Source organism: Nocardioides sp. Soil796, assembly GCF_001429525.1.
Lineage (GTDB): Bacteria > Actinomycetota > Actinomycetes > Propionibacteriales > Nocardioidaceae > Nocardioides.
The window spans coordinates 1-25,211 of sequence record NZ_LMSQ01000018.1; the positions used below are offsets into that span (position 1 = coordinate 1).

Sequence of the window (25,211 nt, forward strand, 5' to 3'; positions counted from 1 at the left end):
CGAAGCCTGCTCGAGACCGGCGGCTTCAGACCCCAACTTCTACACCCCCGATTGGGATGAGCCCGGAATCGTCCTGTTCACCAGCGACCGCGGGATCACCCCGGCCGCTGCCGCACGCGCCGCGGAGGAGCGGGGCTTCGACACGTTCTACGTGCCCGAGCACACGCACATCCCGGTCAGGCGCGAGGCCGCCCATCCCGGCACCGGCGACGAGACACTGCCCGACGACCGCTACACCCGCACCCTCGACCCGTGGGTGTCACTGGCCACCGCCGCCGCCGTCACGTCACGCATCAGGCTGTCGACGGCCGTCGCACTTCCGGTCGAGTCGGACCCGATCACCCTGGCCAAGACGATCGCCACGCTCGACCACCTCTCCGGCGGCCGGGTCACCCTCGGCGCAGGCTTCGGGTGGAACGTCGACGAGCTCACCGACCACCACGTGCCGGCCCGGAAGCGCCGTACGGTCCTGCGCGAGTACGTCGAGGCGATGCGGGCGTTGTGGACCCGGGACGAGGCGTCGTACGACGGGGAGTTCGTGCAGTTCAGGGCGTCGTGGGCCTGGCCGAAGCCTGTGCAGGACCACGTGCCGCTGCTGATCGGGGCCGGCGGTGGGCCGAAGACGTTCGCCTGGATCGCGGCCAACGCCGACGGCTGGATGACCACGCCGATCGAGACCGACATCGGCGACAAGGCCGCCGCGCTGCACAAGGCCTGGGCGGACGCCGGACGCGAGGGCTCCCCCGAGATCCACGTGCTGATCGCGGCCAGGCCGACGCCCGACGACTTCGCGACCTGGGACGCCGCGGGTGTCACCGAGCTGATCTGGGGGGTGCCCGACGCGTCGGAGGTCGAGGTCGTCGCCCACCTCGACCGACTCTCGGCCAGGCTCGGACTGCGCTGACGCCGGATCCCGGCAGGTCAGGCCCTAGGGTCGGGGCATGTTCGGCCTCACCGGCTCCGAGCGGACCACCGTCCGCAACGTCCAGCTCGCCAGCCTGCTGGCCCTGCTCGCGGGCATGCTGAACTCTGTCGGCTTCGTCGCGGTGTCGGCGTACACCTCTCACATGACGGGCCTGACCGCCACCGTCGCCGACTCCCTGGTGGTCGGCTTCGACGAGCTCGCCTGGCTGGCGGTCGTGGCGCTGGCCGCGTTCGTGGTCGGAGCCATGACCTGCGCGGTGGTGTTCAACTGGGGTCGCCGGCGGGACCTGCGCGGCCGCTACGCCAACGTGCTGGTGATCGAGGCGTTGCTGGTCCTCGCCTTCGGGCTGCTCGCCGAGCAACTCCACGGACCCCACCGTGCGTTCGTCTTCATCAGCGTCCTCGGCTTCACGATGGGCCTGCAGAACGCGATCATCACCAAGCTCTCCGGCGCCCAGATCCGCACCACCCATGTCACCGGCATGATTACCGACATCGGCATCGAGATCGGCAAGGCCGCCTACCGGGAGCGCACGCCGGGTCTCCCACCTGTCACCGCCGACGCCCGGAAGCTCGGCGTGCTCGTCCTCCTGGTGGCGCTCTTCTTCATGGGTGGGGTTCTCGGCGCGCTCGGCTACCTGCGCTTCGGCTTCCCGGTCGTCGTGCCGATGGCGCTGGTGCTGCTCGTGGTGGCCTCACCGCCCGTTCTGCAGGATCTCCGCCGCCGCGCACAGAGCGACTGAGGACAGCGCGACTGACCGCACTGCCGCGCCCCTGTGGACGCATTGCACCCCGCCAGCAGGGTGCAATGCGTCGTGGACAGCGCGTTGCACGAGGTGGGGCGGGGTCAGATGCGGGCCACGGCCACGCTGACGCGGGCCTTCTCACCGTCACCGACGACCACCTCGGTGCCCGCGACCGTCGCGTCGAGGACGACCGTCGTGGCCAGGGTCTCGCCGGCGATGAGCGCCTCGTGGGTCCGGGCCGCGGCCAGGACCGCGTCGTCGCCGCCGACGGTCAGGGTGATCCGGTCGGAGACGTCGAGGTCGGCGTCACGGCGGGCCTGCTGGACCGCCCGCACGAGGTCACGGGCCAGACCCTCCGCGGCCAGCTCGGGCGTCACGACCGTGTCGAGGACGACGAAGCCGCCGCGCGGCAGCATGCCGGTCGCCGAGTCGTCGCCACTGGCGGCCACTGTCTCCAGGGTGAACTCCCCCTCGACCAGCGCCAGCCCACCGGAGGTCACGGCGCCGTCGTCGGCCACCGACCAGTCGCCCGACTTCGAGCCCTTGATCGCCAGCTGCACGTCCTTGCCCAGGCGCGGACCGGCCGCGCGGGCGTTGACGGTCAGCTTCTGCGAGACGCCGTACGACGCGGCTTCCGGGTCGGCCAGGTCGAGGAGGCGCACCTGCTTGACGTTGACCTCGTCGGAGACGATCGAGCCGAAGCCGGACAGCGCGTCGGCGCGGTCGACCACCACGGTCAGCGTCGAGAGCGGGAGCCGGTTGCGCAGCGAAGCGCCCTTGCGCAGCGCCGACGTGGCCGAGCAGACGTCACGCACGAGGTCCATCGACGCCACGAGCGCGTCGTCGGCGGGCAGCTCGTCGGCGGAGGGCCAGTCGGCCAGGTGCACCGAACGGCCACCGGTCAGGCCGCGCCACATCTCCTCCAGCGTCAGCGGCAGCAGCGGCGCCGTGACCCGGCAGAGCACCTCGAGCACGGTGTAGAGCGTGTCGAAGGCGTCGTGGTCGAGGTCGTCGCCCGTTGACCAGAACCGCTCGCGGGAACGACGGATGTACCAGTTGGTGAGCACGTCGAGGAAACCACGCGTCGACTCACACGCACCGGCGATGTCGTAGGCGTCCATCTGCTCGGTCATCGACTCGACGTGCTGGCGCAGCTTGGCCAGCAGGTAGCGGTCGAGCGGGTCCTTGGAGTCGGTGCGCCACTGGGCGTCGTACCCCTCGCCACCGTTGGCGGCGTTGGCGTAGAGGCTGAAGAAGTACCAGCTGTTCCACAGCGGCATCAGCACCTGGCGGACGGTGTCGCGGATGCCCTGGTCGGTGACGATCAGGTTGCCCCCGCGCAGGATCGGCGAGGCCATCAGGAACCAGCGCATGGCGTCGGCGCCGGCGCTGTCGAAGACCTCGCGCACGTCGGGGTAGTTGCGCAGCGACTTGCTCATCTTCTGGCCGTCGGAGCCCAGCACGATGCCGTGGCAGATCACCGAGCTGAAGGCCGGCTTCTCGAAGATGGCACTGGCCAGGATGTGCAGCATGTAGAACCAGCCGCGGGTCTGGCCGATGTACTCGACGATGAAGTCGGCCGGGAAGTGGTGCTCGAACCACTCCTCGTTCTCGAACGGGTAGTGCACCTGGGCATAGGACATCGACCCGGAGTCGAACCACACGTCGAGGACGTCCTCGACGCGGCGCATCGTGGACTTGCCGGTCGGGTCGTCGGGGTTGGGCCGGGTCAGGTCGTCGACGTACGGCCGGTGCAGGTCGGGCTCGCCGTCGGCGTTGAGGGGCACCCGTCCGAAGTCGCGTTCGATCTCGGCGAACGAGCCGTAGACGTCGATGCGCGGGTAGGCCTCGTCGTCGCTCTTCCACACCGGCACCGGGGAGCCCCAGAACCGGTTGCGGGTGATCGACCAGTCGCGGGCGTTGGCCAGCCACTTGCCGAACTGGCCCTGCTGGATGTGGTCGGGGACCCAGCGGATCTGCTCGTTCAGCTCGAGCATCTTGTCCTTGAACGCGGTCACCTCGACGAACCACGACGAGACCCCCTTGTAGATCAGGGGCTCGCGGCAGCGCCAGCAGTGCGGGTAGGAGTGCTCGTAGGACTCGCGGCGCAGCAGGATCGTGCCGGGGGTGACGGATCCGACCTCACCGGTCCCACGGGTGGCGGCCTTGAGGTGGTCCATGATGTGCAGGTTGGCGTCGAAGACCAGCATCCCGGCGTACTCCTCGACCGGGTGCGTGAAGCGGCCGTCCTTGCCGACCGGCATGACCGGCTCGATGCCCTCGCGGTCGGTGACCTCCTTGTCGACCTCACCGAACGCGCCGGCGCTGTGCACCAGCCCGGTGCCGTCGGTGGTGGTGACGGCGTCGTCGGCAGCCACGATGCGGAACGCGTTCTCGTGGCCGGCGTAGTAGGAGAACGGCGGGGCGTAGCTGCGCCCGACCAGGTCGGCGCCGCGGTAGCGGCCGAGCACCGTGAGCTCGCCCTCGGCGTCGCCCAGCTCGCGGGCGTACGACGCCAGCCGGGCCTCGGCCAGCAGGTAGCGCGCGGTCGACTCGGTGCCGGGTACGCCGGCCTCGACCACGACGTAGTCGATGTCGGAGCCCACCATGACCGCGAGGTTGGAGGGCAGGGTCCACGGCGTGGTGGTCCAGATCAGCACGTGTGCGCCGTCGAGGACCGGGTCGTCGCCGGTCATCTCCATCACGAAGCCGACCGTGACCGCCGGGTCCTGACGGTTCTTGTAGACATCGTCGTCCATGCGCAGCTCGTGGTTCGACAGCGGCGTCTCGTCGTTCCAGCAGTAGGGCAGCACCCGGAAGCCCTCGTAGACGTAGCCCTTGTCGAAGAGCGACTTGAACGCCCAGATGACGCTCTCCATGTATTCCGGGTTGAGCGTCTTGTAGTCGTTGTCGAAGTCGACCCAGCGGGCCTGGCGGGTGACGTACTCCTGCCACTCGTCGGTGTACTTCAGCACCGAGGCGCGGGCGGCGCCGTTGAACTTCTCGATGCCCATCTCGTGGATCTCGTCGGTGGTCTTCAGTCCGAGCTGGCGCATCGCCTCGAGCTCGGCGGGCAGGCCGTGGGTGTCCCACCCGAAGCGGCGCTCGACGCGCTTGCCGCGCATCGTCTGGTAGCGCGGCACGACGTCCTTGACGTAGCCGGTGAGCAGGTGGCCGTAGTGCGGGAGGCCGTTGGCGAACGGCGGACCGTCATAGAAGACGAACTCGTTCTCGCCGTTGACCCCGGCGTCACGCTGCTCGACGCTCGCCACGAAGGTGTCGTCGTGCTTCCAGTAGGACAGCACCCGCTCCTCGAGCGCCGGGAACCTCGGGCTCGAGGGAACGCTCGCGGTCTCGTCCTGGGTCTCCTGGGTCGAGGCCTTGGGGTAGGTCATGTGCTCTCCTGCGGGTACGTCGTACAACTCGGGGCTGTTGCCACGAGGACGACTCCCCCGGACTTCAGTCCGGAGTGACCGCGGTACCACCTCGCTTGCCGCACCGTGGTGCGACCGCTTCGTCTCAGGCTGTGACGGGCCCGCCCGTCCGGTTCTAGTGAGGCCCTTGCGGACCCGTTCTTCCGGAGACTCGCCGCTGATGACGGCTCGAACGTCTGTGGGGCCAAAGGTACTCCCCGGCGCCCGCCGGCGACCAATCAGATTCCCCGGGGAGAACTTTCGGCGGTGTTTGTCGGGGCGGTTGTTGGTTAGGGTCACCTCGCAGGCAACTCTTCAACGTGACTCGGGGACTCCCATGAACGACAGCTTCGGACCGTCCGGCGACCAGCCCTGGCAGCAGCCCGGTGGCCAGCCGCAGCAACCCCAACAGCCTGGTCAGCAGCCCGGTCAGCCCCAGCAGCCCCCGCACCAGGGCGGCCAGCAGCCGGGCCAGGGCCAGTGGAACCAGCCCCCCGCCCAGCACCCCGGTCAGCCGCAGCAGCCCCCGTACCAGGGCGGCCAGCAGCCCGGTCAGCCGCAGGGCCAGCAGTGGGGCGGTCCGCAGGGCCAGCAGCCCGGACAGCAGCAGTGGGGCGCCCCGCAGTACGGCGCCCAGCCTCCGCAGGGCGGTGGCGGGGTCAACAAGAAGATCGTGATCGGTGGCCTGGTCGTCCTACTCCTGATCATCGGCGGCATCATCGCCGCCGTCCTCCTCACCGGTGGCGATGACGACGACAAGGAAGCCAGCAGCGACAGCCCGGTGGCGACCGTCGAAGCGTTCATCAAGGCGTCCGAGGACGACGACTGCGAGGCCGCGAAGAAGCTCATCCGCGACGGCGACGACCTGCCCTGCGAAGACTTCGACAGCTCCGACGAGGACATTAGCTTCGGCGACGTGACCGAGAAGTCGGTCGACGGCGACAAGGCCGAGGTCGACGTCGAGTACACCCAGGGCGGCGAGACCGACACCGAGACGCTCTCGCTGAGCAAGGTCGACGGCAAGTGGCTGATCGACTTCGGTGGCGGTGATGGTAGCAGCGACGAGGGCTCGTCGTCCCAGAGCGCTCCGGAGTCGCCGGACTCGGCCGAGGTCCAGCCCGAGACAGTCACGCCCGACGGGGGCGGCGACACCACCGCGGTCACGAGCGTGGCGACGACCTTCGTCTCGGCCATCGAGAGCAACCAGTGCGACATCGCGAAGGCCTGGCTGGTCGACCCGGACTCCGCCGACTGCTCGGAGATCACCACCGACGACGCCGAGGGCGTCACCTTCGGCGAGCCGAACGTGATCTCGATTGACAGCGAGACCGCCACCGTCGGGGTCGACATGACCGCCGGCGGCTCGAGCGTCGGCACCTTCACCATCGAGATGGTCCACACCGACTCCGGCGAGTGGAAGATCGAGAGCTGGCACTACTGAGCCAACAGGGCTGAGTCAGCCGGGCATGCGACGTACGGCGTCGGCGGGAGCAGTCACCACTGCCCACCGCCGGCGCCGTTCACCGTTGGGAGCCTGTCCTGCGGCGCTGGGTGTCCGACCGTAGAGTTGCGCCCGTGACTGACACGACTTCCGGCCCCGCGTGGGCCCACGGCCTGGCCACTCTCACTCCCGACGGCACCGTCCTCGACGTCTGGTTCCCCGAGCCCGCGCTCGGCGCGGCACCGGACGACGCCTCGGCGCCCGCCGAGCTCACCGCGCTCGAGGGCTTCGACGACGTGCGCGGCGTACGCCGTGAGGTTCGGCTCGTCACGATCGCCGACCTGGCCGCCGCACCGGTCGACACCCCCGACACGTGGCTGCGCCTGCACCTCCTCTCGACCCGCCTGGTGCAGCCACACGGGCTCTCGCTCGACGGCATGTTCGGGCTGCTGACCAACGTCGTGTGGACCAGCGCCGGCCCGTGCGCCGTCGAGGGCTTCGAGCTGACCCGGACCCGGCTGCGTGCGGCCGGCCAGCACGTCACGGTCTTCAGCATCGACAAGTTCCCCCGCATGGTCGACTACGTGATCCCGAGCGGCGTCCGGATCGGTGACGCCGACCGCGTCCGCCTCGGCGCGCACCTCGCGTCGGGCACCACGGTCATGCACGAGGGCTTCGTGAACTTCAACGCCGGCACGCTCGGCGCCTCGATGGTCGAGGGTCGCATCTCCGGCGGCGTGGTCGTCGGCGACGGCTCCGACGTGGGCGGCGGAGCCTCGATCATGGGCACCCTCTCCGGCGGCGGCAAGCAGGTCATCTCCGTCGGCGAGCGTTGCCTCCTCGGTGCCAACTCCGGGCTCGGCATCTCCCTCGGCAACGACTGCGTGGTGGAGGCCGGCTGCTACGTCACCGCCGGCACCAAGGTCACGCTCGCGGACGGCTCCGTCGTGAAGGCGCTGGAGCTCTCCGGCGCCGACAACGTGCTGTTCCGCCGCAACTCGGTCAGCGGCGCGATCGAGGCCGTGGCGTGGAAGGGCGAGGGCATCGCGCTCAACACCGCCCTGCACGCCAACGACTAGGCGAATGACTCCACGGGGTGCCGGATCAGCGAGCGGTGCATTCGCGCCCGATCCGGCAATGCGGACGAGCGAAGGCGGGACGGAGTCCCGTCGGGTCGAGGACAACGCCGCCGGTCGGGATGCGGGGCACCGTGAGCCCGGCACTTCCCCTTGGAGTCACCCGCCTGGGGCCGGGTCACCCATCCCCACGTCAGGGACGGCACGATGATCACCCGCGGCCGGATCGCCGCTGGGGTGGCCGTCATCGCCGTCGTCGCCGGCGTGGCGATCGCGGTCGAGCGCGGCTTCGGGCCGTTGCCGGACCCCGAGTCGTGCACGGCGAAAGTCGCCGGGCACGAGGTCGAGCTCGACCTCGAACAGGCCGAGAACGCGTCGTTGATCTCCGCGATCGCCACGCGACGCGGCCTGCCCGCTCGGGCGGTCAGCATCGCGCTGGCCACGGCGTACCAGGAGTCGAAGATCATCAACCTGGAGTACGGCGACCGCGACTCCCTCGGCCTCTTCCAGCAGCGACCCTCCCAGGGTTGGGGCACCCGGGAGCAGCTGCTGGACCCGTACTACGCCACCAACGCGTTCTACGACGCGCTGGTCAAGATCGACGGCTACGAGACGATGCGGATCACCGAGGCCGCCCAGCGGGTGCAGAACTCCGGGTACCCCGAGGCCTACGAGGACCACGCCGAGGATGCCAAGACCCTGGCGTCGGCGCTGACCGGCAACTCCCAGGAGGGCAAGTTCAGCTGCGTGGTGCAGGGGCGTCCCGAGAGTGAGGACGACGACCTCGACGAGACGGGCCTGACCCACCGCGCGGCCGTCGTACGCGCAGACCTGGAGGCCGCGTTCGGTGACCAGGCGCTGGGCGGGTTCGCGCCCGAGGGTGTCGACTCAGGCCACATGGAGGGCTCGGCGCACTACGAGGGCCGGGCGATCGACGTGTTCGTCCGGCCGATCAACGAGGCGAACCGCAAGCAGGGTTGGGCGATGGCCTACTACCTGGTCGCCCAAGCCGACCGGCTCGACATCGAGCACGTGATCTTCGACGACATGATCTGGAGCTTCGGGTCCCGCTCGGAGTCGGGCTGGCGCGACTACGACCCCGGCGACGTCAAGGGCAAGCCCGCCGGGACGATCGCCGTGCTCGAGCACCGCGACCACGTGCACGTCGACGTCCACGACTGACCACCCAGACCTGCGCGAACCGTGGATTGTTGATGCGCGAACCGCGTGCTCTTGACGCGCGAACCGTGGATCAGGTCAGGCGGCGTACGGCGGTGTCGACACGTTCGTCGGTGGCGGTGAAGGCAACCCGCACGTGCTGGTGCCCGGCCGCGCCGTAGAACGCACCGGGAGCGACCAGGATGCCGAGCTCGGCGAGGGCGGCCACGGTGTCCCAGCAGTCCTCGTCGCGGGTGGCCCAGAGGTAGAGCGAGGCCTCGGAGTCGTCGATGCGGAAGCCGGCCCGCTCGAGCGCCTCACGCAGCTTGGCCCGGCGCGCGGCGTACCGCGCGTGCTGGTCGGCCACGTGGACGTCGTCGCCGAGCGCGGCGATCATCGCGAGCTGTTGCGGGTTGGGCATCTGCAGGCCGAGGTTCTTGCGCACCGCGAGCAGCTCACCGATCAGGGCGGTGTCGCCGGCGATGAACGCACACCGGTAGCCGGCCAGGTTCGAGCGCTTCGACAGCGAGTGCACCGCGAGGATGCCCTCGTGGCTGCCACCGCAGACGTCGGGGTGCAGCACGGAGATCGGCTGCTTGTCGGCGTCCCACGCCATCTCGATGTAGCACTCGTCGGAGACCAGGATCGTGCCGCGCTCGCGGCACCACTCGACCACCTTCTTGAGGTGGTCGGCGGGCAGCACCTTGCCGGTCGGGTTGGACGGCGAGTTGATCCAGAGGATCTTCGGCGTCTCGGGACCGATCGCGGTGAGCGAGTCGGCGGCCAGCGATCGGGCACCGACGAGCGCCGCGCCGACTTCGTACGTCGGGTAGGCCAGCCGCGGGAAGACCACCAGGTCACCCGCGCCGACGCCCAGGTGCAAGGCCAGGCTGGCGATCAGCTCCTTGGAGCCGATCACCGGGAGCACGCCGTCGAGGCCCACGCCGGTGACGCCGAGCGCGCGCACCATCCAGTCGATGATCGCCTGGCGGGTCTCGACCTTGCCGATCGTGACCGGGTAGCCCGGGCTGTCGGCGGCCGCGACCAACGCGTCCTGGGCCACCTTCGGCGTCGGGTCGACCGGCGTACCGACCGAGAGGTCGACGATGCCGTCGGCGTGCTCACGCGCGCGAGCGGCGTACGACGTCAGCTTGTCCCAGGGAAAGTCGGGAAGCCGCCCGGAGACGGTGGTTCCGAGAGGGCGCTGGCCCTCTCTGACCACCGAGCTCACTCCTGGTTCTGCGGCTCGAGGGCGGCGATGATCGGGTGGTCCTTGTCGATCTCGCCCATCTTGGCCGCGCCACCGGGCGAGCCGAGGTCTTCGAAGAAGCCGACGTTCGCGGTGTAGTAGTCCTTCCACTGCTCCGGGGTGTCGTCTTCGTAGAAGATCGCCTCGACCGGGCAGACCGGCTCACACGCACCACAGTCGACACACTCGTCGGGGTGGATGTAGAGCATGCGCTTGCCTTCGTAGATGCAGTCGACAGGGCACTCGTCGACACACGCGCGGTCCTTGAGGTCGACGCACGGCTGGGCGATGACGTAGGTCACCAGTTCCTCCTGAGGACTAACGAATGCGGGTTTCTGCAGACAGCCTAGTATCCCCCGCATGGAATCCGTCGGCGACTCCCACGACGTGGGCATGCATCGGCTCGGACCGCACGTGGTCGGCCGGCGCGTGGTGGTCCGGCGCGTGCTCCGTGGAGAGACCGGACCGTCCGGTGGTCCGGCCATGACCGACGTCCTCGGCGTGTGTACGGCGTGGGCCGACGGGGTCTGTGTCGTGGAGCCGGCCACGGGTCCGGCGGTGGTGATCCAGATCGCCGACATCGTCTCCGGCAAGCCGGTTCCGCCGCGCCCGTCGGTGCGCCACCGGGTCTCGGCCCGTGAGGCGGAGAGCCACGCCACGGCGCTCTGGGCGCACGTCGAGCGCGCGGCACTCGGCGAGTGGGAGCTCCGCTGCGACCCTGCTCCCGTGGGCCGCCTGCTGAAGCGGGCCAACTCCTGCCTGGCGATCGGAGACCCCGGTACGCCGTACGCCGAGGCAGAGTCCGCCGTACGTGCCTTCTACGCCGCGCGTTCGCGCGACCCGTTGGTGCAGGTCGAGACGGGGTCCGAGGCCGACGAGCACTTCACGCGGCAGGGCTGGCAGGTCGTGGCCGGCGGGGACTCGCACTTCCAGCTCGCCTCGCTCGCGCAGCTCTCGCGAGCGCTGCGCGGCGTCCCTGACTTCTCGACGCTCCTCGCCGGGGATGCACTGCCGCCGATGTCGGTCGGGCTGGCCCACGACGGACCACGACTCGACCTGTCCCTCCGGATCGGTGACCAGGTGGTGGCCTCCGCCAAGGTCGCGCTGTCCGGCGAGTGGCTCGGCATCCACGCCTTCGGCGTCGAACCGGCCTTCCGGCGCCGGGGACTGGCCCGCCGCATGCTCGCCGAGCTCGTCGAGTGGGGCGGCGAGAAGGGCGCCTCGACCGTCTGGCTGCACGTCGAGACCGACAACCAGCCGGCACTCGCGCTCTACGGCTCGCTCGGGTTCGCCACACACCACACGCTGCGCTACCTCTCCCCGGACTGAACGGACGCGCCCGCTCGGTCACCCGGGGCAGCCGTACCGCCGAACGGGCACAAGGCCGCCCTTTCGCCTCTTTCCGGGCCGAATCGGGCCGTTGTGCCCGTTCAGAGGTACGTGCGAAGGCACGCACGGACCCAGTCGCGCTCGGACATCACATGGGCGTGGCCGAACCGCAGCACCGTCCAGTCAGCGACTGTCAGGGACGTGTAGCGCCAGAGGTCCTGCTGGAACACCCTGATGTCGAGCCTGTGGTGCCGGTAGCTGTCAGCTTCGAGCACCAGCCGCCGGCCCACGTCGACCAGGTCCGGATGCACCAGCCGACCGGGCAACTGGATCGGATGCTGCGCAATGACGTCGAGCCCCACGTCGAGGGCGATCGCCCTCAGGCACGACTCGAAGGAGTTGGCCGAGAGCCCCGAGGCGCTTTCAGCCACTCGACGAATCTGCACGGACCCCGGGCCACGGGCCTGCGCGGCGGCCTCGACCAGGACGGCCTTGTCGACGTCGCGGGCACGCAGGGCGGAGTCGGCCACGCTGAGCGCCTCGTCGAAGGGCAGCTTCCTGGCGCAGTCGAGCACGGTGCGCAGCGGGTCGGTCACCCTCCCCACGGCGGGGGCGAACACAACGTGCATCTCCTCCCGCACCGACGCGGGCACGTTGCGGCTCCGGGGCACCGTCACCCAGGGCCGTGCCGGGGCGCGGGCAATCGGCCAGCCATGGAGTTGGGCCGCGCTGAGGTGTGAGGCCGTGCCGGACAGCCGCATCGCTGCCTGAGCCGCTTGGTGAGCAGACCGCAGGCCGAAGCGTCCGCGCCCGAGGCGGACGATGTGGCCCTGCCGGAGGGCCCCGGTGATCTCCCGCCTGGTCAGGTGCTCGAGCAGCTGAGCCCGGGTGGCCACGAACCCGAGCTCCTGCATGACGTCCTGGGCCTTGATCGTCTCCGGAATCACCCTTCCAGCCTGTGCGATGCCGACCGCCGGCGCATCCGGTCATCCACAGGGCACCCCGGGCGTACCGCCGAACGGGCACAGGGCGCTCCATCCCCCACTTCCGGGCCGAATCGGGCCGTTGTGCCCGTTCTTCGGTACGGCGCTCAGGTGTCGAGGTGGCCCGCCAGGCCGACCATGCTGGTGAACGGCTCGACGAGCTCCTCGATCTCGTCGCTGATCGCCCGGTTGGTGTCGCTGGCGCAGTTGTCGAGGTCCATCGACGTGCTGGCCGAACCCGCGTCCTGCACCTCGAGTGACATCGCGGTGCCGCCGGTGCACCCCTCCTCGACGTCCTCCGGCTCACCGAGCTCGTCGACCGCGTCGTCGAGATCGGCCACGAAGTCCTTCCACCGCCCGGCCGATATCTCGACGGTCTCGTCGGCCAGCACGTCGCCGTACGAGTCGACGACGAGGTGCACCGTGTCCTGGTCGAGCGTGAGGTCCCAGCTGCGGTGGTCCTCCGGCGGCACCGACGAGTCGGTGAAGTGCACGTGCACCGTCGTCGCGGCCGGGTCAGCGGGCGTGGCGTCCGCCGCGTCGGAGTCGTCGTTGCACGCGGACATCGACAACACGGTGACCAGCAGGGCCGGCCCGAGAACCTTCATGCGCTTCGTCATGGCGAGTACGACGGGATGCGGCCGGATCCGGTTCCCGCGCGCACGGCATCCGTCAGCAGGCAGGCTTGAACGTGGCGCGGGCCGGGCCGGCATGCGTCAGTGCGTCGAGGGTCCAACTGACCGCGGGCTTGCTGGTCGGGATCAGCACGTGCTCGGAGAGCTCGAGAGGGCAGGCGTTCTGGACGGTCAGGTTCGTGGTGCGCGGGCCGGCCCTCAGGTAGCCCGACGTGTGCGGCACGACGACCTCGTCGTACCGCGTGGTGATCTGGGTGTAGCTGACCGTGCCGGGGGTCTCGTCGCCGGCGTTGAGCCGCTGCAGGAACGGCGAGTCGGTGGCCTGCTGACTGCACGCCCGACAGACCACGTCGAGGAGCGGGCCGACCACTCCCATCAGTGGCGCCAGCCGACCGATCTGGTCGGTGCCGTGGTTGGACGGCGCGATGCCGACCAGGTCGTCGACGACCGCGGCGCCACCGAGGAACTTGAGGTAGTAGCGCGGCATCATGCCGCCCTGGCTGTGCCCGACCAACGACACCTTGGCGGCACCGGTCGCGTTGCGCACCTTGGCGACGTACGCCTTCAGGGCCTTCGCGGAGGTCGCGACGTCGCCGGTGCCGCGGTTGCCGTAGTCGAGGGAGAAGACGCAGAAGCCGGCCGCCTTGATGGCCTTCGACAGGTTCTCGAGGAGGTTCTTGCGGTCACCGAACGTGCCGTGCACGAGGATCACCGGCGTCGGCCGCTTGGCGGTGGGCTTGCAGTTCCAGTCGTTGGCGCCGGGTGGGTCACCCGCCGGAGAGGTCGGCAGCGGCAGCGGGAAGCCGTCACCGGCGGCCGAGGCCGGCGAGACGGGCAGCAGCCCCAGGAGGGCGAACCCGAGGAGCGAGGCGAGGAGCAGCGAGAGTCGGCGCATACCCGGTGAAACGACGCCGGGCGACGCGCGTTACTCGCGGGTCAGTTGTCGTCGCTGGGCTTCTCGTCCGGTTTCTTGGGTGCCTCCGGCTCCTTGCAGACCACGGAGTCGGACGGCGTGTACGTCGTGTGGAACTTCTCCGTGCGCTCGACGTTGCCGGAGCCGGCCTTCGCGAAGTAGCGCCACACGTTGATGTCGAAACCGCCGTACCCGCTGTTCGGGTAGCAGTCGGCGGTGGTCATCGTGCGCGTCTGCGGCGAGGTGAAGTTGTAGCGCTCACCGGTCTTGGTGGTGATGTCCCAGACCTTGGTGGAGTACATCGACACGGTCAGGGATCCCTGGCCGGACGGCGAGCTCGGGGCCAGGTGCGCGTTGATCAGCACGCCGTGGTCGGTGTCGTTCTTGAACTTCAGGTCGAGCGAGCCCCACACCACGGTGGCCTCGCGACCGACCGGGTAGCGGTCGATGTAGAACGAGTGCGGCTTGTGCTCGACGTCCTCGAGGCCGGCGAAGAACATCGCGTTGAACAGGGTGGTCGCCATCTGCGAGACGCCGCCGCCGAAGTCTTCCTTGAAGATGCCGTTGCTGATGATGAAGCCCTTGGTGAAGCCGTTCTCGGCCGTGCGCTCCCCCACGGTGTCGTTCAGGGAGAACGTCTCGCCGGGCTTGAGGATCGTGCCGCTGATCAGCTCGGCGGCGCGGCCGAGGTTGACGTTGCGGTACTCGGCGTACGGGAAGTGGGTGGTGAACGTCGAGATCTGCGTCTTGATGCCGAGCTTCTTCGCGTCGGCGGTGGTGAAGTCGGGCTGCTTGACCGTGGCCTTCACCTTGACCTCGCGGCCGGACTCCTTCGCGACCAGGTCGAGGAACGCGGAGCTGATGTCGGAGGGCTCGTAGTCGACGCCCGGCTTGGCCGGGATCACCTTGGGCTTGCCGTTGACCAGCTTGACCGTCGCGTCGACGGGGGCACCCTTGGGATCGGAGAACTGCGAGCGCACCAGCTTGGTCAGCCGCTTCTCGTCGAGGTCGGGGACCAGCCTGCCGTTCTCGGCCTTCATGCTCAGCACCGGCGCGAACTGGGCCGGGCTGAGCCGCACCTTGGCCTTGTCGAAGACCAGGGTGACCGGACCGGACACGGCCGCGTTGCCGAAGTCGTTGAGGGCGTTCTGCACGTCGTCGTCATTGATGTCGGGGTCGGCCTCGACCAGGTCGAGCTCGGCCGCGTCACCGGTCAGCAGCGCGTTCGTGAGCTCTTCACGGGCCTGGTCGGGATCGATCGCGGTGCCCTTGGCCGACGCGACCCTGTGCACCCGGCCGCCCTTGAAGGTGACGGCGCCGTCCTTGGTCGGCGTACCGAACTCCTTGGTCAGCTTGTCGACGGTGGCGGTGAGCGCGGCCTCGTCGGTGTTCACGACGGGGTCGATGTCCTCGCCGCCGGTGTAGTAGTGCCACAGCCGGGTCGGCGACCAGCTGCGACCGCCGCCGGCCTCCGTCACGGACGCCTCGGCGTCGACCTCGATGCCGGTGTCGGCCACCGGGACGCTGGTCTTCTTGCCGTCGACCGTGACGTCGATCTCCGCGCGGTCGGCCATGCCCTCCTCGAGGGTCGACACCGCGTCGCCGTGCGACTTGCCGCCGATGTCTATGCCGGCGACGGACGCACCACGGGGCACCTTGGCCCCGGCTCCGGCGTACGCCGCGACGTACCCGCCACCGAACAGGACGAGGAGGCCGAGGATCGTCAGGATGACGACCCGGCCTCCATTGCTCTCACGCGAGGGCTTGGTGTTCACCCGCGCCATCCTAACGGCGCGGGTGGCCTATCCAGATTCGTCGGTGCGCCGCCTCACGGGCAGCGTCACGATCACGAAGACCAGCATCGCCAGGCCACCGACCAGCAGCCCGTAGCCGCGCGCGCTGGAGAGCACGACGTAGTCACCCTCGGGTCGGGTCTGCAGGAGCAGGAACACCATGGCCAGCCAGCCGAGACCGAATCCGCTGCGCAACCAGCCTGCCGACAGCGCCCAGGTCGCGCTCAACGGGGCAGCCAGCGCCAGCGCCAACCAGGCCCACGACTTCTCGTGAACCAGCACTGACGCGATGGCCGTGCCGCCGCCGATCAGCGCGGCGACGATCACGACGGCAACGAGCAGGATGCCGCGGGGCGGCCACGCCATGAAGCGCGTCACAGACCCGCGAACAGGTCGGCCTCGAGGCCGTCGTCGCCGACCGGGCCGGGCGTGCCCTTGGCAAGCCGGAAGTATTCGTCGGCCCAGAACGCGTGCCCGCTCTCGGCGCCCGAGAAGAAGAACCCGTCCTGCTCGATCTGGGTGGTGTGCGCCTTGAGCGCGGCCATCTTGCGGTCGATGAAGCCGCTGCCGTCGACGCGCGCCGCGATCAGCTCGTCGGGCGTCACGAACGGCCCGAGGTCGCCGTCGGGCTCCATGCCCTCGAACGACTCGGTGTCACCCGACTCACGGATCGCCCGCAGGCTCTCGCGCATCTTGTTCTCGCTCATCGCGCCCCAGTAGATCTTCGCGATCTCCCAGGGCTCACCGAGGTCGAGCTTGTACGACGTCACGGCGGCCAGCTGTGCGGCGTACATCGCCACGCGGTGGGCCTGGATGTGGTCGGGGTGCCCGTAGCCGCCGAACTGGTCGTAGGTGACCAGCACCTGCGGCCGGACCTCGCGGATCACCTTCACCAGGTGGTCGGCCGCCTCGGTGAGGTCGGCGTGCCAGAAGGCGTTCTCGTGCACGTCGTCGGCCGCGACGGCGTGGCCGTCCTCGTGCCACTTCATGCCGGAGTCGCGGTAGGTGCCGAAGCCGCCGAGGAAGCGGTGGTCGGAGACACCGAGCTCCTTCATCGCGTCCTCGAGCTCGCCGCGCCGGTGTTCACCGAGCTGGTCGTCCTTGTCGGCAGCGAGGTGCTCGAGCTCCTTCACGAGGATCTCGCCCATCTCGCCTGCCGTACAGGTGACGAGCGTGACGCCCCTGCCCTCGGCGACGTACCTGGCCATGGTCGCGCCCTGGCCGATCGACTCGTCGTCGGGGTGGGCGTGCACGAGGAGCAGTCGCTGGTCATTCATGGGACCAGCCTAGTGAGCGGGCTCCAGCTTTTATTCAGCCGTCGGTCGCTTGATGCGCTTCGGCGCGGTCGGCAGGTCGAGCGGGGGTACGACGACGGACGGGCCGGCCGGCACGTCGTCGGTGTCCATCCACCCGTCGTACTGGTCGATCAGCATCTCGAACTGGAACGGCGGCGCATCCGTGAGCACCGCCCACGGGTGGTCCTCGTCGTCGTCCTCACCGGCCAGACGCTCGCGCACGACGGAGGCCTCCCACCCCTCGCGCTGCAGCTGGGCGACGACGGCCCGCGCGTCGTCCTCCTCGAAGAAGATGCCTCTCACGCGTCCAGTATCCCAGCAAGCTGACCCAGGAACGGGCGGTCGGGCTGAAGCCAGTCGACGTCGTCGAGCTCCTCGGGCGTCAGCCAGCGCAGGGCGTCGTGCTCGGTCGGCTCCGGCTCGCCGTCGACGAGGTCGACCACTGCCACGCGCAGCTCGTGCGTCGAGCCGATCGGCACCACGCCGTCGAGCCAGCTCCTGACCCGCACGACGCAGCCGAGCTCCTCGGCGATCTCGCGCACCAGCGCGTCGGCCGGCGACTCGCCGGGCTCGACCTTGCCGCCGGGGAACTCCCAGCGGCCGGCGGCGTCGGGCGGCGACGTACGCCGGGCAGCGAGCACGCACCCGTGACGGACGATGGCGGCACCGACGACGGGCTTCATGGTGCGTCAGCCTGCCACGTCCCGAGGAGGGTCGTGGCCGCGATCGCTACGGTGGGGCCATGGCCTTCGAGTTCGTGCAGGGCGTCCACCTGCACCGCACCGACGAGAACATCGACGAGATCGACGCGCTGGCCGACCGGCTCGGTGGCAGGGTCGGGTTGGAGGGGGTCCTCAAGGACCTGAACCGCCAGGCCCGACGCAGCTTCTTCGCGTTCGGTCGGGCCGTGCACCGCGCCTACCGGTGGGACCGCTCCGACTGCCGCAGCGCGCGGTGGTGGCCGCAGGGCATCACCACCTCGGCGGACGCATCCGACACCGAGGACTTCGACGGCCGACGACTGCTGGTCACGACCTGGTACGCCAAGGAGACCGAGGGCGTGAACAAGGGGTCGCGCATCAGCATCGTCGACCTCGAGACGCTGAAGTACCGCCACGTCCTGCTCGTCGTACCGACCCTCGGCGAGGACGGCGAGATGAAGCTGGCACCGCTCAAGGTGCACGCCGGCGGCATCGTGTGGGCGGGGCCGTACCTCCACATCGCGGCCACCTCGAAGGGAATCATGACCTGCCGGGTCGATGACATCCTGCGCGTACCCGACGAGCGCGGCGTCCTCGACCGGCTCAAGCTCGGCGCGGCCGAGGACAAGGTCGCGTCGTTCGGCTACCGCTACGTGCTGCCGGTCCGGTTCTCCTACAAGGCCTACTCCGACGAGGGTCTCGACCGCTTGCGCTACTCGTTCATGTCGCTGGACCGTTCGGCCGACCCGCCCGAGCTGGTCGTCGGCGAATACGGCCGCGGCAAGCAGACCACGCGGCTCGCGCGCTATCCGATCGACGCCGAGAGCATGCACCTCGTGCTGGGCGACGACGGCTACTCGCGGCCGCTGATGCTCGACGACGGTGGCGTCGTCCAGATGCAGGGCATCGCGGTCACCGGCGGCCACTACTACGCGACCGCGTCCAACGGGCCGGTCTTCCCGGGCAACGTGTACGTCGGCAGGCCCGGCGACTTCCGCAAGCACAAGTGGGCCACGCCGATCGGGTGCGAGGACCTGTCCTACTGGCCTTCACGCCAGGAGCTGTGGTCGGTCACCGAGCACCCGAACCGCCGCTGGATCTTCTCTATGCGGAAGAAGTGGTTCGACAAGCGGTCCTGAGAGACCGCAAGAATCCACGGCTCGAGGCGCAAGAATCCACCGCTCGCGCATCAAAAACCCACGGTTCGCGAGGGAAAGGACAAGGGTCAGCGGGGGGCGCGGGCCAACTGACGGGACTGCGCGACGAGGCGTCCGGCGGAGTCCCAGACCTCGCAGTCCTCCTCGAACATGCCACCGGCGACGTTGCGCGTCGCATGGCGCACCTTGAGCCAGCCCGGCGCCGGGATCGCCCGCACGTGCGCGGTGAGCTCGAGCGTCGGCGCCCAGCCGGGCAGGCCCAGGTCGTAGGTGGCCGGCGGCAGCGCGTCGACCATCAGCAGGAGTGACAGCGCGTCGGGTTCACGCGCGTCGGCGAGCCGGATCCAGCCCTGGACGACGCCGTTGCCGCTGGGCTGCCCGACCGCCCAGCCGGCGTACGCCGGATCGAGGCGGAGGTCGAAGCGCGACAGGAGCGGGGCGGTCTTCTTGAGCTTCTCGGGTGCCGCCGAGGTCGGCAGGCACTGCTCCAGCGGCGGAAGCTCGGGCTCGACGGCCGACGTGCGCACGTCGTCGGGCAGACCGGACAGCTCGCCGTACGTCGCGAGCACGGTGATCCGGTCAGCGCCGTCCTGGCTTAGATCGGCGGCGAGAGTGGCCACGCTGCCACCGTCGCGGATCACGCGGGAGCGCACCGTGGCCGGACCGGGCGTCGATGCGGAGAGGTAATAGGCGCTCACCGAGATCGGGTCGGGCTTGCCGGGCGCGGCCTCGCGCAGGGCATTGCCGATGACCGCGAGCAGGTAGCCGCCGTTGACGCCACCACCGACGACCCACCCCTCGCCCAGCTCGACGGTGTGCTCCCCGGTGCCGTTGGCGGTGACCTCGATGTCACGGTCGAACTCAGTTCCCATGCCGTTGATCCTAGGAGGGCCCGGCGACACCGCACGATGCATCGGACCGTGCGCTCGGTCACCCTGCCCCTCCATGGATGATGGGGGCCGTGATCCGACACCGCGACATCGCCCGTGACGCCCTCCGGTTCGGGCCACACGGCGGCGCGCACCGGGTGGCCATGCGGGCCGGGGTCTCGGTGTTCGTGCCCTTGGTCGTGCTGTGGTCGATGGGCCACCTCGACTGGTCCATCTACGCAGCGTTCGGCGCCTTCACCTCCCTCTACGGACGCCAGCGCACCGGGCGCGCCCGGCTCCAGCTGCAACTGACCCTCGCGCTCGCCCTCACCGTGTCGGTCGGGGTCGGCGTGCTGGTCGGCATGTCGCCGCACCGGGCCTGGCTCGCCGTACCGGTGGCCGGTCTGGTCGCCGGGGTCGGCTCGTGGGTCTCCGACCTGGAGGAGTGGCACCCGCCCGGGCCGCTGTTCATGATCTTCGCCTTCGCGGCAGTCGCGTCGATCCCCGCGCAACCCGGCGACATCGTGACCGGGTGCCTGGTCGCGGGCAGCGCCGCCCTCTTCGCCGTCGCGATCGGTTCGACGGGGCACCTCTGGCGTGCCGTACGCCGACCCGGCGGACAGGTGTCGGCGTGGCACCCCAGGCGCAGCTCGGCGGCCGGGCGCCACGTGGCCCGCAATGTCATCGGCGTGGTGGTCGCCGGCGGCGTGGCCACTGCGATCGGCATCGGGCACCCCTACTGGGCGATGGTCTCCGCCGTGGTGCCGTTGGCCGCCCGTGACCTGCTCCCCCAGACGGTGCGTGGCGTCCAGCGCGTCGTCGGCACCGGTCTCGGACTGCTCACCGCCGGGTTCCTGCTCTGGCTCGACCCGGGCGGTCTGGCGCTGATCCTGGTGGTCGTCGTGCTGCAGGTGGGCGCCGAGCTGCTGGTCGGTCGCAACTACGCACTCGCGCTGGTCGTCATCACCCCGCTGGCCCTGCTGATGGTGCACCTGGCCGCACCCATCCCTACCCGCACCCTCCTCTTCGACCGGGGTGTCGAGACCGTGATCGGCGTCGCGATCGGCATCCTGATCGGATACCTCACCCGTGATCGGAGTCGTGCCTGATGCCGCGTCCCCTCCTGTCCGTCGCCCTGCTCGGACTGCTCTCGGCCGTGACCGGCGTCCACCTGTGGGCGCAGTGGATGGCACAGGGCCGGGTTGCCGACGGCACCCAGTGGCTGCTGATGCCGTTGCTGGCCGGGGCCTTGTGGCTCGACACCCGCTCGGGCCGCAGCCGACTGGCCCGGCTCACCCTTCTGGCACTGGTCTTCTCGTGGCTGGGCGACGCCCTGCCCGGGTTCTTCTCCGGCGACGCCGACTTCCTGGTGATGGTCGGCTGCTTCCTGCTGGCCCAGCTCACCTACGTCAACGCCTTCCTGCCGTACGCCGACCGCTCGGTGCTGCACGTCGGACGCATCGCGCTGGCGCCGTACGTCGTGTTCGTCGTCGTGCTGGTCACGCTGTGCGCAGCCGGCGCCGGTGTCCTGTTGATCCCGGTCCTCATCTACGGCGGATGCCTCGGCGCGATGGCGGTCCTGGCCACGGGCGTCAACGGCCTGGTCTGGGTCGGCGGCACGACGTTCCTGGTCTCCGACGCGATGATCGCCCTCGACGCGTTCAGCGACCTCGAGATCCCGCACAGCGACTTCTGGGTGATGCTCACCTATGTGATCGCGCAGGTGCTGATCGTCCTCGGCGTCGAGGAGAAGACCGAGCAACCCACCGACCCGTCACCAGTTCCCACTGACCCGTCGTGAGTTTGAGCTGACCCGTCGCCAGTTTCGAACTGGCGACAGCTCAGGCGAGCCCGGCCAGCACCTCGTTGAACGACTCGGTGCTCGACGGGTGGGTCCAGATGCCGTCGCGCAGCTGCGAGGCGGTCACCCCGGCGCGCATGGCCAGCGCGACCAGGTTGACCAGCTCCTGCGCGTCGATGCAGAACAGTGCTGCGCCCAGCACCTCGTCGGTGTCCGCGTCGACGACGAACTTGATCAGGCCGTGGGTCTCCCCCACGATCTTGGGCCGGGGCATGGCGGCGATCGCGGCCACCGGCTTCACGGCCACCTGCACGGTGCGCCCCTGCTCACGGGCCTCGGCCTCCGTGACGCCGACGCGTCCCAACGGCGGGGTGAGGAACGTCGTGGTCGGCACGGCGACCCGGTCGCCGGTGGTGCGGGTGCCGGACCCGGTCAGCTGGTCGAGCACGATGCGATGGTCGTCGTAGGAGACATAGGTGAACTGCGGTCCGCCGTTGACGTCGCCGACCGCGAAGACGTGCGGTCGGCTGGTGCGCAGGTGCTCGTCGACCGCGATCGCACCCTTCTCGGTCACGTCGATGCCGGCCGCGTCGAGTCCGAGCCCGTCGGTGGCCGGGCGTCGACCGACGGCGACGAGCACGGCATCGGCCGTGATCTCCCGGTCCTCGCCGTCGACCTCGTGCCGGACGACGGCGCCGTCGATCGCGGTGACCTTCGCGCCCTGCACGAACGTCACACCGACCTCCTCGAGGGAGCCACGCACGGCGTCCGCGACGTCCTCGTCCTCGCGCATCAGCAGGCGGGCGCCGCGGTCGAGCACAGTGACATGTGAGCCGAACCGGGCGAACATGCCCGCGAACTCGAGACCGATCGGCCCACCGCCGACCACGACCAGCTCGGCCGGCAACGGATGCACGTGCTGGAGGGTCGTGCTGGTGTGCACCACCGGGTTGTCGACCAACCCGGGCAGGTCGGGCAGCACGGGCACCGAGCCGGTGTTGACGATGATCGTGTCGGCGCGCACCCGCAGCACGTCGTCCCCACCGGTCACCTCGACGATGTGCTCGTCGACGAACGTCGCGCGTCCGGTCAGCGCGGTGACGGTGTCGACGACGTCGAGCATCTCGTAGTTCTTGGCGCGCAGCTTGCCGATGAGGGTGTCGCGGAAGGCCACCGCGTCGGTGAACCACGCCTGCGGGTCGTCGCCCTCGCGGCGTCCCTCCGCCTGGTGCACCAGCGCCTTGGTCGGCACGCAGCCGATGTTGATGCACGTGCCGCCGTACATCTCGTCGGACTGCTCCACCATGACCACGCGCTGCCCGGCCCGGCCGAGGGCGCCGGCGAGCGTCTTGCCCGCCTTGCCCCAGCCGACCACGAGTACGTCGGTTTCCAGCTCCTGCACGGGTGCCTCCTCGGAAGTCGTGTGCCGCCATCGTGGCAGCCCGATGATCGACAGTGGTGCTGGCACCACCCGGGGACGGGACCGAGCGCCCTCGCGTCAGACCAGAAAGAGGCGTTGACTCGAACCATGACCATCGACCTGCAGACCGAGCCGTCCAGCCGCCGCGACCACGGCGGATCCGACTTCGCCGAGCTCCGGCGCCGCATCGACGATGCCGGCCTCCTCGACCGCCGCCCCGGCTACTACGCCGCACGCTTCGCCCTGCTCGGCACGGCGGTCGTCGTGGGCTGGGCGTCGTTCGTGGCCATCGGGAGCACCTGGTGGCAGCTGGTCACGGCCGTCGCACTCGCTGTCGTGTTCGCGCAACTTGCCCTGCTGGCCCACGACATCGCGCACCGCCAGGTCTTCCGGACCCGGCGACCGAGCGAGATCGCGGGTCGCCTGGTCGGCAACCTCGGCGTGGGCATGAGCTACGGCTGGTGGATGGACAAGCACACCCGTCACCACGCGAACCCGAACCACGAGGAGCTCGACCCCGACGTCTCACCCGACCTGCTGGTCTGGTCGCAGGACCAGGCCCGCAACGCCAGCGGGGCGGCCCGCTTCATCGGGAAGTACGAGGCGTTCCTCTTCTTCCCGCTGCTGACCCTCGAGGCGTTCAACCTGCACATCTCGAGTGTGCGCGCCGTGCTGGAGCCGGGCCTCAAGGAGCGCCGCCTCGAAGGTGGCCTCCTGCTGGCCCACTTCGCGATCTACCTCAGCCTGGTCTTCACCGTGCTCTCCCCCGGGCTCGCCATCGCCTTCATCCTGCTCAACCAGGCCGTCTTCGGCCTCTACCTCGGCTGCTCGTTCGCGCCCAACCACAAGGGCATGCCGACGCTGACCGGCGACCGCGAACCCGACTACCTGCGCAAGCAGGTGCTCACCTCGCGCAACGTGCGCGGCGGCCCGGTGGTCGACGTCGCCCTCGGCGGACTGAACTACCAGATCGAGCACCACCTGTTCCCGAGCATGCCGTGCGCCAACCTGCGCCAGGCACGGCCGATGGTGCGGGACTTCTGCGTCGAGCGCGGCGTGGAGTACGCCGAGGCAGGGCTGGTCGAGTCCTACACGATCGCCCTGCGCCACATGCACTCCGTCGGCGAACCGCTGCGCGCTGCCTGAGCCGACCGCGAGCGCACGATTCATGTCGTGCCCAGGCCCGGAAACGACCGAAATCGTGCACTCAACGCCTGGCTGGTTGCGCTTGCCGTCCACCCGAATCGCCTGTCAGCGGGCACCGCTCACCGGCTGCGGACCTGCTCGAGCACCGCGCGGAACTGCGCCGCGGCGCCGGCGGAGTTCGGGTGGGCGGGCACTCCCACGCCCGGACCGTTGACGGACAGTCCGACCACTTCGACGTACCGCTTGCCCGGTGGGGCGCAGACGTCGTGCCCGATCGACGGGGTGTAGGTGTCGACGAACTCGGCACCGCCCTTTCGCGCGGCCCGCTTCACCATCGCGTTGAGGCTGCGGAAGCTCTGGTAGAGGTAGGCACGGTCCGACTCGGTCATCGGCAGCTGCGGGTAGCAGGTGTGTGTCGGTACGGCGGCGAGGTAGTCGACCATCAGGATCCGCGCCCTCGGTGAGCGCTGGTGGATCTGGCGCAGGGCACGCACCAGCTTGGGCTCGGAGGCCTCGATCTGCTTGGCGAGCACGTCGACTCCCCCGGCCGTGAAGCGTTCCTTGCAGCCGCCGAGCGGCAGCTGGCCCGGCACCAGCGGGACTCCGAGACTCGGCAGCGGCGGCACTGTCCCAGCGGGAAGCGGCAGGGCCTGCGGGAGGAGGCTCAGGCAGTCGAGTGCCGCCGAGGCGATGCCCGCGTCGTTGCCGCCGATGCCGACGGTGACCAGGTCGGTGGTGCGGGTCAGCCGCGCGAACTGGGGCGGGTTCGTCTGGCCGGTCGGCAGCTTCTGGGCCCGGTAGAAGTCGTCGGTGGTGGCCGACCCGCAGGTGGCGTCCCGGTGCACCCTGACGCCCAGCTGCCTGGCCAGGAGCTTCGGGTAGTTGGTCTGCGACTGTGCACACCCGAGCGGCACGTGGCGGGTGTCGGGTGTGCCGTTGAGGTCCGCGAGCTTCACGTCGGCCGACCACGAGTCGCCGAGGGAGACGTACTCCCGGTAGACGCGTTTCGCCTGTGCAGGCTGGGCAATCTCCGCCGCGGAGCCGGCGGCCACCGCCGGTGAGGGACCGTGGGCCAAGGCACCGAGGGCCAGGGCAGCGAGGACGATTCCGGACACCTGCAGGCGAGGCTTCATGCCTGCTCAACGCGGAGATGTGGCCCAGG

At 69.9% G+C, this 25,211-nt stretch carries 24 protein-coding genes; 10 read left to right on the forward strand and 14 right to left on the reverse strand.

The genetic code is table 11. The features are described from left to right. Positions 1-94 precede the first annotated feature (94 nt). Both ASH02_RS11460 and ASH02_RS11465 read left to right on the forward strand, forming a co-directional pair. On the forward strand, positions 95-904 hold the full coding sequence (locus ASH02_RS11460) for an LLM class F420-dependent oxidoreductase (RefSeq protein ID WP_235539064.1): 810 nt from the start codon (positions 95-97) through the stop codon (positions 902-904). A 37-nt stretch (positions 905-941) separates the two neighbouring features. Beyond that, on the forward strand, positions 942-1,667 hold the full coding sequence (locus tag ASH02_RS11465; protein ID WP_056681351.1) for a YoaK family protein: 726 nt from the start codon (positions 942-944) through the stop codon (positions 1,665-1,667). Between the two features lie 104 nt (positions 1,668-1,771). On the opposite strand, the gene ileS is transcribed toward ASH02_RS11465, so the two are convergent. Then, positions 1,772-5,065, reverse strand: a complete 3,294-nt coding sequence (gene ileS / locus ASH02_RS11470; RefSeq protein ID WP_056681352.1) for an isoleucine--tRNA ligase — start codon at positions 5,063-5,065, stop codon at positions 1,772-1,774. A gap of 355 nt (positions 5,066-5,420) precedes the next feature. Here ileS and ASH02_RS11475 point away from each other — a divergent pair, with 355 nt between their 5' ends. From ASH02_RS11475 to ASH02_RS11485, 3 genes are all read left to right on the forward strand, one after another. Further along, a complete protein-coding gene (locus tag ASH02_RS11475) occupies positions 5,421-6,524 on the forward strand; it encodes an Rv0361 family membrane protein (RefSeq protein ID WP_056681353.1) in 1,104 nt (367 codons plus the stop codon). Positions 6,525-6,658: 134 nt separating this feature from the next. Continuing rightward, positions 6,659-7,603, forward strand: coding sequence for a 2,3,4,5-tetrahydropyridine-2,6-dicarboxylate N-succinyltransferase (gene dapD, locus ASH02_RS11480; RefSeq protein WP_082563764.1), 945 nt, complete (start codon positions 6,659-6,661; stop codon positions 7,601-7,603). A 204-nt stretch (positions 7,604-7,807) separates the two neighbouring features. Then, on the forward strand, positions 7,808-8,782 hold the full coding sequence (locus ASH02_RS11485; RefSeq protein WP_056681354.1) for a hypothetical protein: 975 nt from the start codon (positions 7,808-7,810) through the stop codon (positions 8,780-8,782). Positions 8,783-8,852: 70 nt separating this feature from the next. Here ASH02_RS11485 and dapC read toward each other — a convergent pair whose 3' ends face one another. Together dapC and fdxA are read right to left on the reverse strand one after the other, a co-directional pair. Continuing rightward, the gene (gene dapC, locus ASH02_RS11490) at positions 8,853-9,980 is read right to left on the reverse strand and encodes a succinyldiaminopimelate transaminase (protein ID WP_056684803.1); all 1,128 of its coding nucleotides are present in this window, start codon (positions 9,978-9,980) and stop codon (positions 8,853-8,855) included. Between the two features lie 5 nt (positions 9,981-9,985). Next, complete coding sequence (fdxA, locus tag ASH02_RS11495) at positions 9,986-10,309, reverse strand: ferredoxin (RefSeq protein ID WP_056681355.1); 324 nt, start codon at positions 10,307-10,309, stop codon at positions 9,986-9,988. Between the two features lie 58 nt (positions 10,310-10,367). Between fdxA and ASH02_RS11500 the strand changes: the two genes are divergently transcribed. After that, positions 10,368-11,336, forward strand: a complete 969-nt coding sequence (locus ASH02_RS11500; RefSeq protein ID WP_056889832.1) for a GNAT family N-acetyltransferase — start codon at positions 10,368-10,370, stop codon at positions 11,334-11,336. 101 nt (positions 11,337-11,437) lie between these two features. Here the strand turns inward: ASH02_RS11500 and ASH02_RS11505 are convergent, their stop codons facing one another. The 8 genes from ASH02_RS11505 to ASH02_RS11540 all read right to left on the reverse strand — a co-directional run bounded on the left by ASH02_RS11505 (position 11,438) and on the right by ASH02_RS11540 (position 17,638). Further along, a complete protein-coding gene (locus tag ASH02_RS11505; RefSeq protein WP_056681357.1) occupies positions 11,438-12,283 on the reverse strand; it encodes a hypothetical protein in 846 nt (281 codons plus the stop codon). 143 nt (positions 12,284-12,426) lie between these two features. Then, positions 12,427-12,939 (reverse strand): hypothetical protein, encoded by a 513-nt coding sequence (locus ASH02_RS11510; protein WP_156393624.1) that lies wholly within the window; start codon positions 12,937-12,939, stop codon positions 12,427-12,429. A 52-nt stretch (positions 12,940-12,991) separates the two neighbouring features. Beyond that, positions 12,992-13,849, reverse strand: coding sequence for a lipase family alpha/beta hydrolase (locus tag ASH02_RS11515; RefSeq protein ID WP_056681359.1), 858 nt, complete (start codon positions 13,847-13,849; stop codon positions 12,992-12,994). Between the two features lie 41 nt (positions 13,850-13,890). Then, positions 13,891-15,642, reverse strand: a complete 1,752-nt coding sequence (locus tag ASH02_RS11520) for a VanW family protein (protein ID WP_162250949.1) — start codon at positions 15,640-15,642, stop codon at positions 13,891-13,893. Positions 15,643-15,669: 27 nt separating this feature from the next. Beyond that, positions 15,670-16,026, reverse strand: a complete 357-nt coding sequence (locus tag ASH02_RS11525; RefSeq protein ID WP_156388494.1) for a hypothetical protein — start codon at positions 16,024-16,026, stop codon at positions 15,670-15,672. An 8-nt stretch (positions 16,027-16,034) separates the two neighbouring features. After that, positions 16,035-16,937: an N-acetyl-1-D-myo-inositol-2-amino-2-deoxy-alpha-D-glucopyranoside deacetylase gene (gene mshB, locus ASH02_RS11530; protein WP_056889834.1), complete on the reverse strand. Its 903-nt coding sequence runs from the start codon at positions 16,935-16,937 to the stop codon at positions 16,035-16,037. A gap of 30 nt (positions 16,938-16,967) precedes the next feature. Continuing rightward, a complete protein-coding gene (locus tag ASH02_RS11535; RefSeq protein WP_056681363.1) occupies positions 16,968-17,258 on the reverse strand; it encodes a hypothetical protein in 291 nt (96 codons plus the stop codon). Further along, complete coding sequence (locus ASH02_RS11540) at positions 17,255-17,638, reverse strand: (deoxy)nucleoside triphosphate pyrophosphohydrolase (protein ID WP_056681364.1); 384 nt, start codon at positions 17,636-17,638, stop codon at positions 17,255-17,257. The genes ASH02_RS11535 and ASH02_RS11540 overlap by 4 nt, the downstream gene beginning before the upstream one ends. 59 nt (positions 17,639-17,697) lie before the next feature. Between ASH02_RS11540 and ASH02_RS11545 the strand changes: the two genes are divergently transcribed. After that, entirely contained in the window at positions 17,698-18,795 is a 1,098-nt protein-coding gene (locus tag ASH02_RS11545; protein ID WP_056681365.1) for a hypothetical protein, read from the forward strand. A gap of 86 nt (positions 18,796-18,881) precedes the next feature. Here the strand turns inward: ASH02_RS11545 and ASH02_RS11550 are convergent, their stop codons facing one another. Then, entirely contained in the window at positions 18,882-19,685 is an 804-nt protein-coding gene (locus tag ASH02_RS11550; RefSeq protein ID WP_082599278.1) for a thioesterase family protein, read from the reverse strand. Between the two features lie 89 nt (positions 19,686-19,774). On the opposite strand from ASH02_RS11550, the gene ASH02_RS11555 reads away from it, so the two are divergent. Further along, complete coding sequence (locus ASH02_RS11555; RefSeq protein ID WP_235529925.1) at positions 19,775-20,791, forward strand: FUSC family protein; 1,017 nt, start codon at positions 19,775-19,777, stop codon at positions 20,789-20,791. Continuing rightward, complete coding sequence (locus ASH02_RS11560) at positions 20,791-21,483, forward strand: lysoplasmalogenase (protein WP_057294807.1); 693 nt, start codon at positions 20,791-20,793, stop codon at positions 21,481-21,483. The genes ASH02_RS11555 and ASH02_RS11560 overlap by 1 nt, the downstream gene beginning before the upstream one ends. Before the next feature lie 40 nt (positions 21,484-21,523). Here the strand turns inward: ASH02_RS11560 and ASH02_RS11565 are convergent, their stop codons facing one another. After that, positions 21,524-22,885: an FAD-dependent oxidoreductase gene (locus ASH02_RS11565; protein WP_235539037.1), complete on the reverse strand. Its 1,362-nt coding sequence runs from the start codon at positions 22,883-22,885 to the stop codon at positions 21,524-21,526. A 126-nt stretch (positions 22,886-23,011) separates the two neighbouring features. Between ASH02_RS11565 and ASH02_RS11570 the strand changes: the two genes are divergently transcribed. Continuing rightward, a complete protein-coding gene (locus tag ASH02_RS11570) occupies positions 23,012-24,049 on the forward strand; it encodes a fatty acid desaturase family protein (protein WP_057294808.1) in 1,038 nt (345 codons plus the stop codon). Between the two features lie 119 nt (positions 24,050-24,168). On the opposite strand, the gene ASH02_RS11575 is transcribed toward ASH02_RS11570, so the two are convergent. After that, positions 24,169-25,182 carry an SGNH/GDSL hydrolase family protein gene (locus ASH02_RS11575; RefSeq protein WP_057294809.1) on the reverse strand — a complete coding sequence of 338 codons (1,014 nt, stop codon included), beginning with the start codon at positions 25,180-25,182 and terminating at the stop codon, positions 24,169-24,171. Between the last annotated feature and the right edge of the window lie 29 nt (positions 25,183-25,211).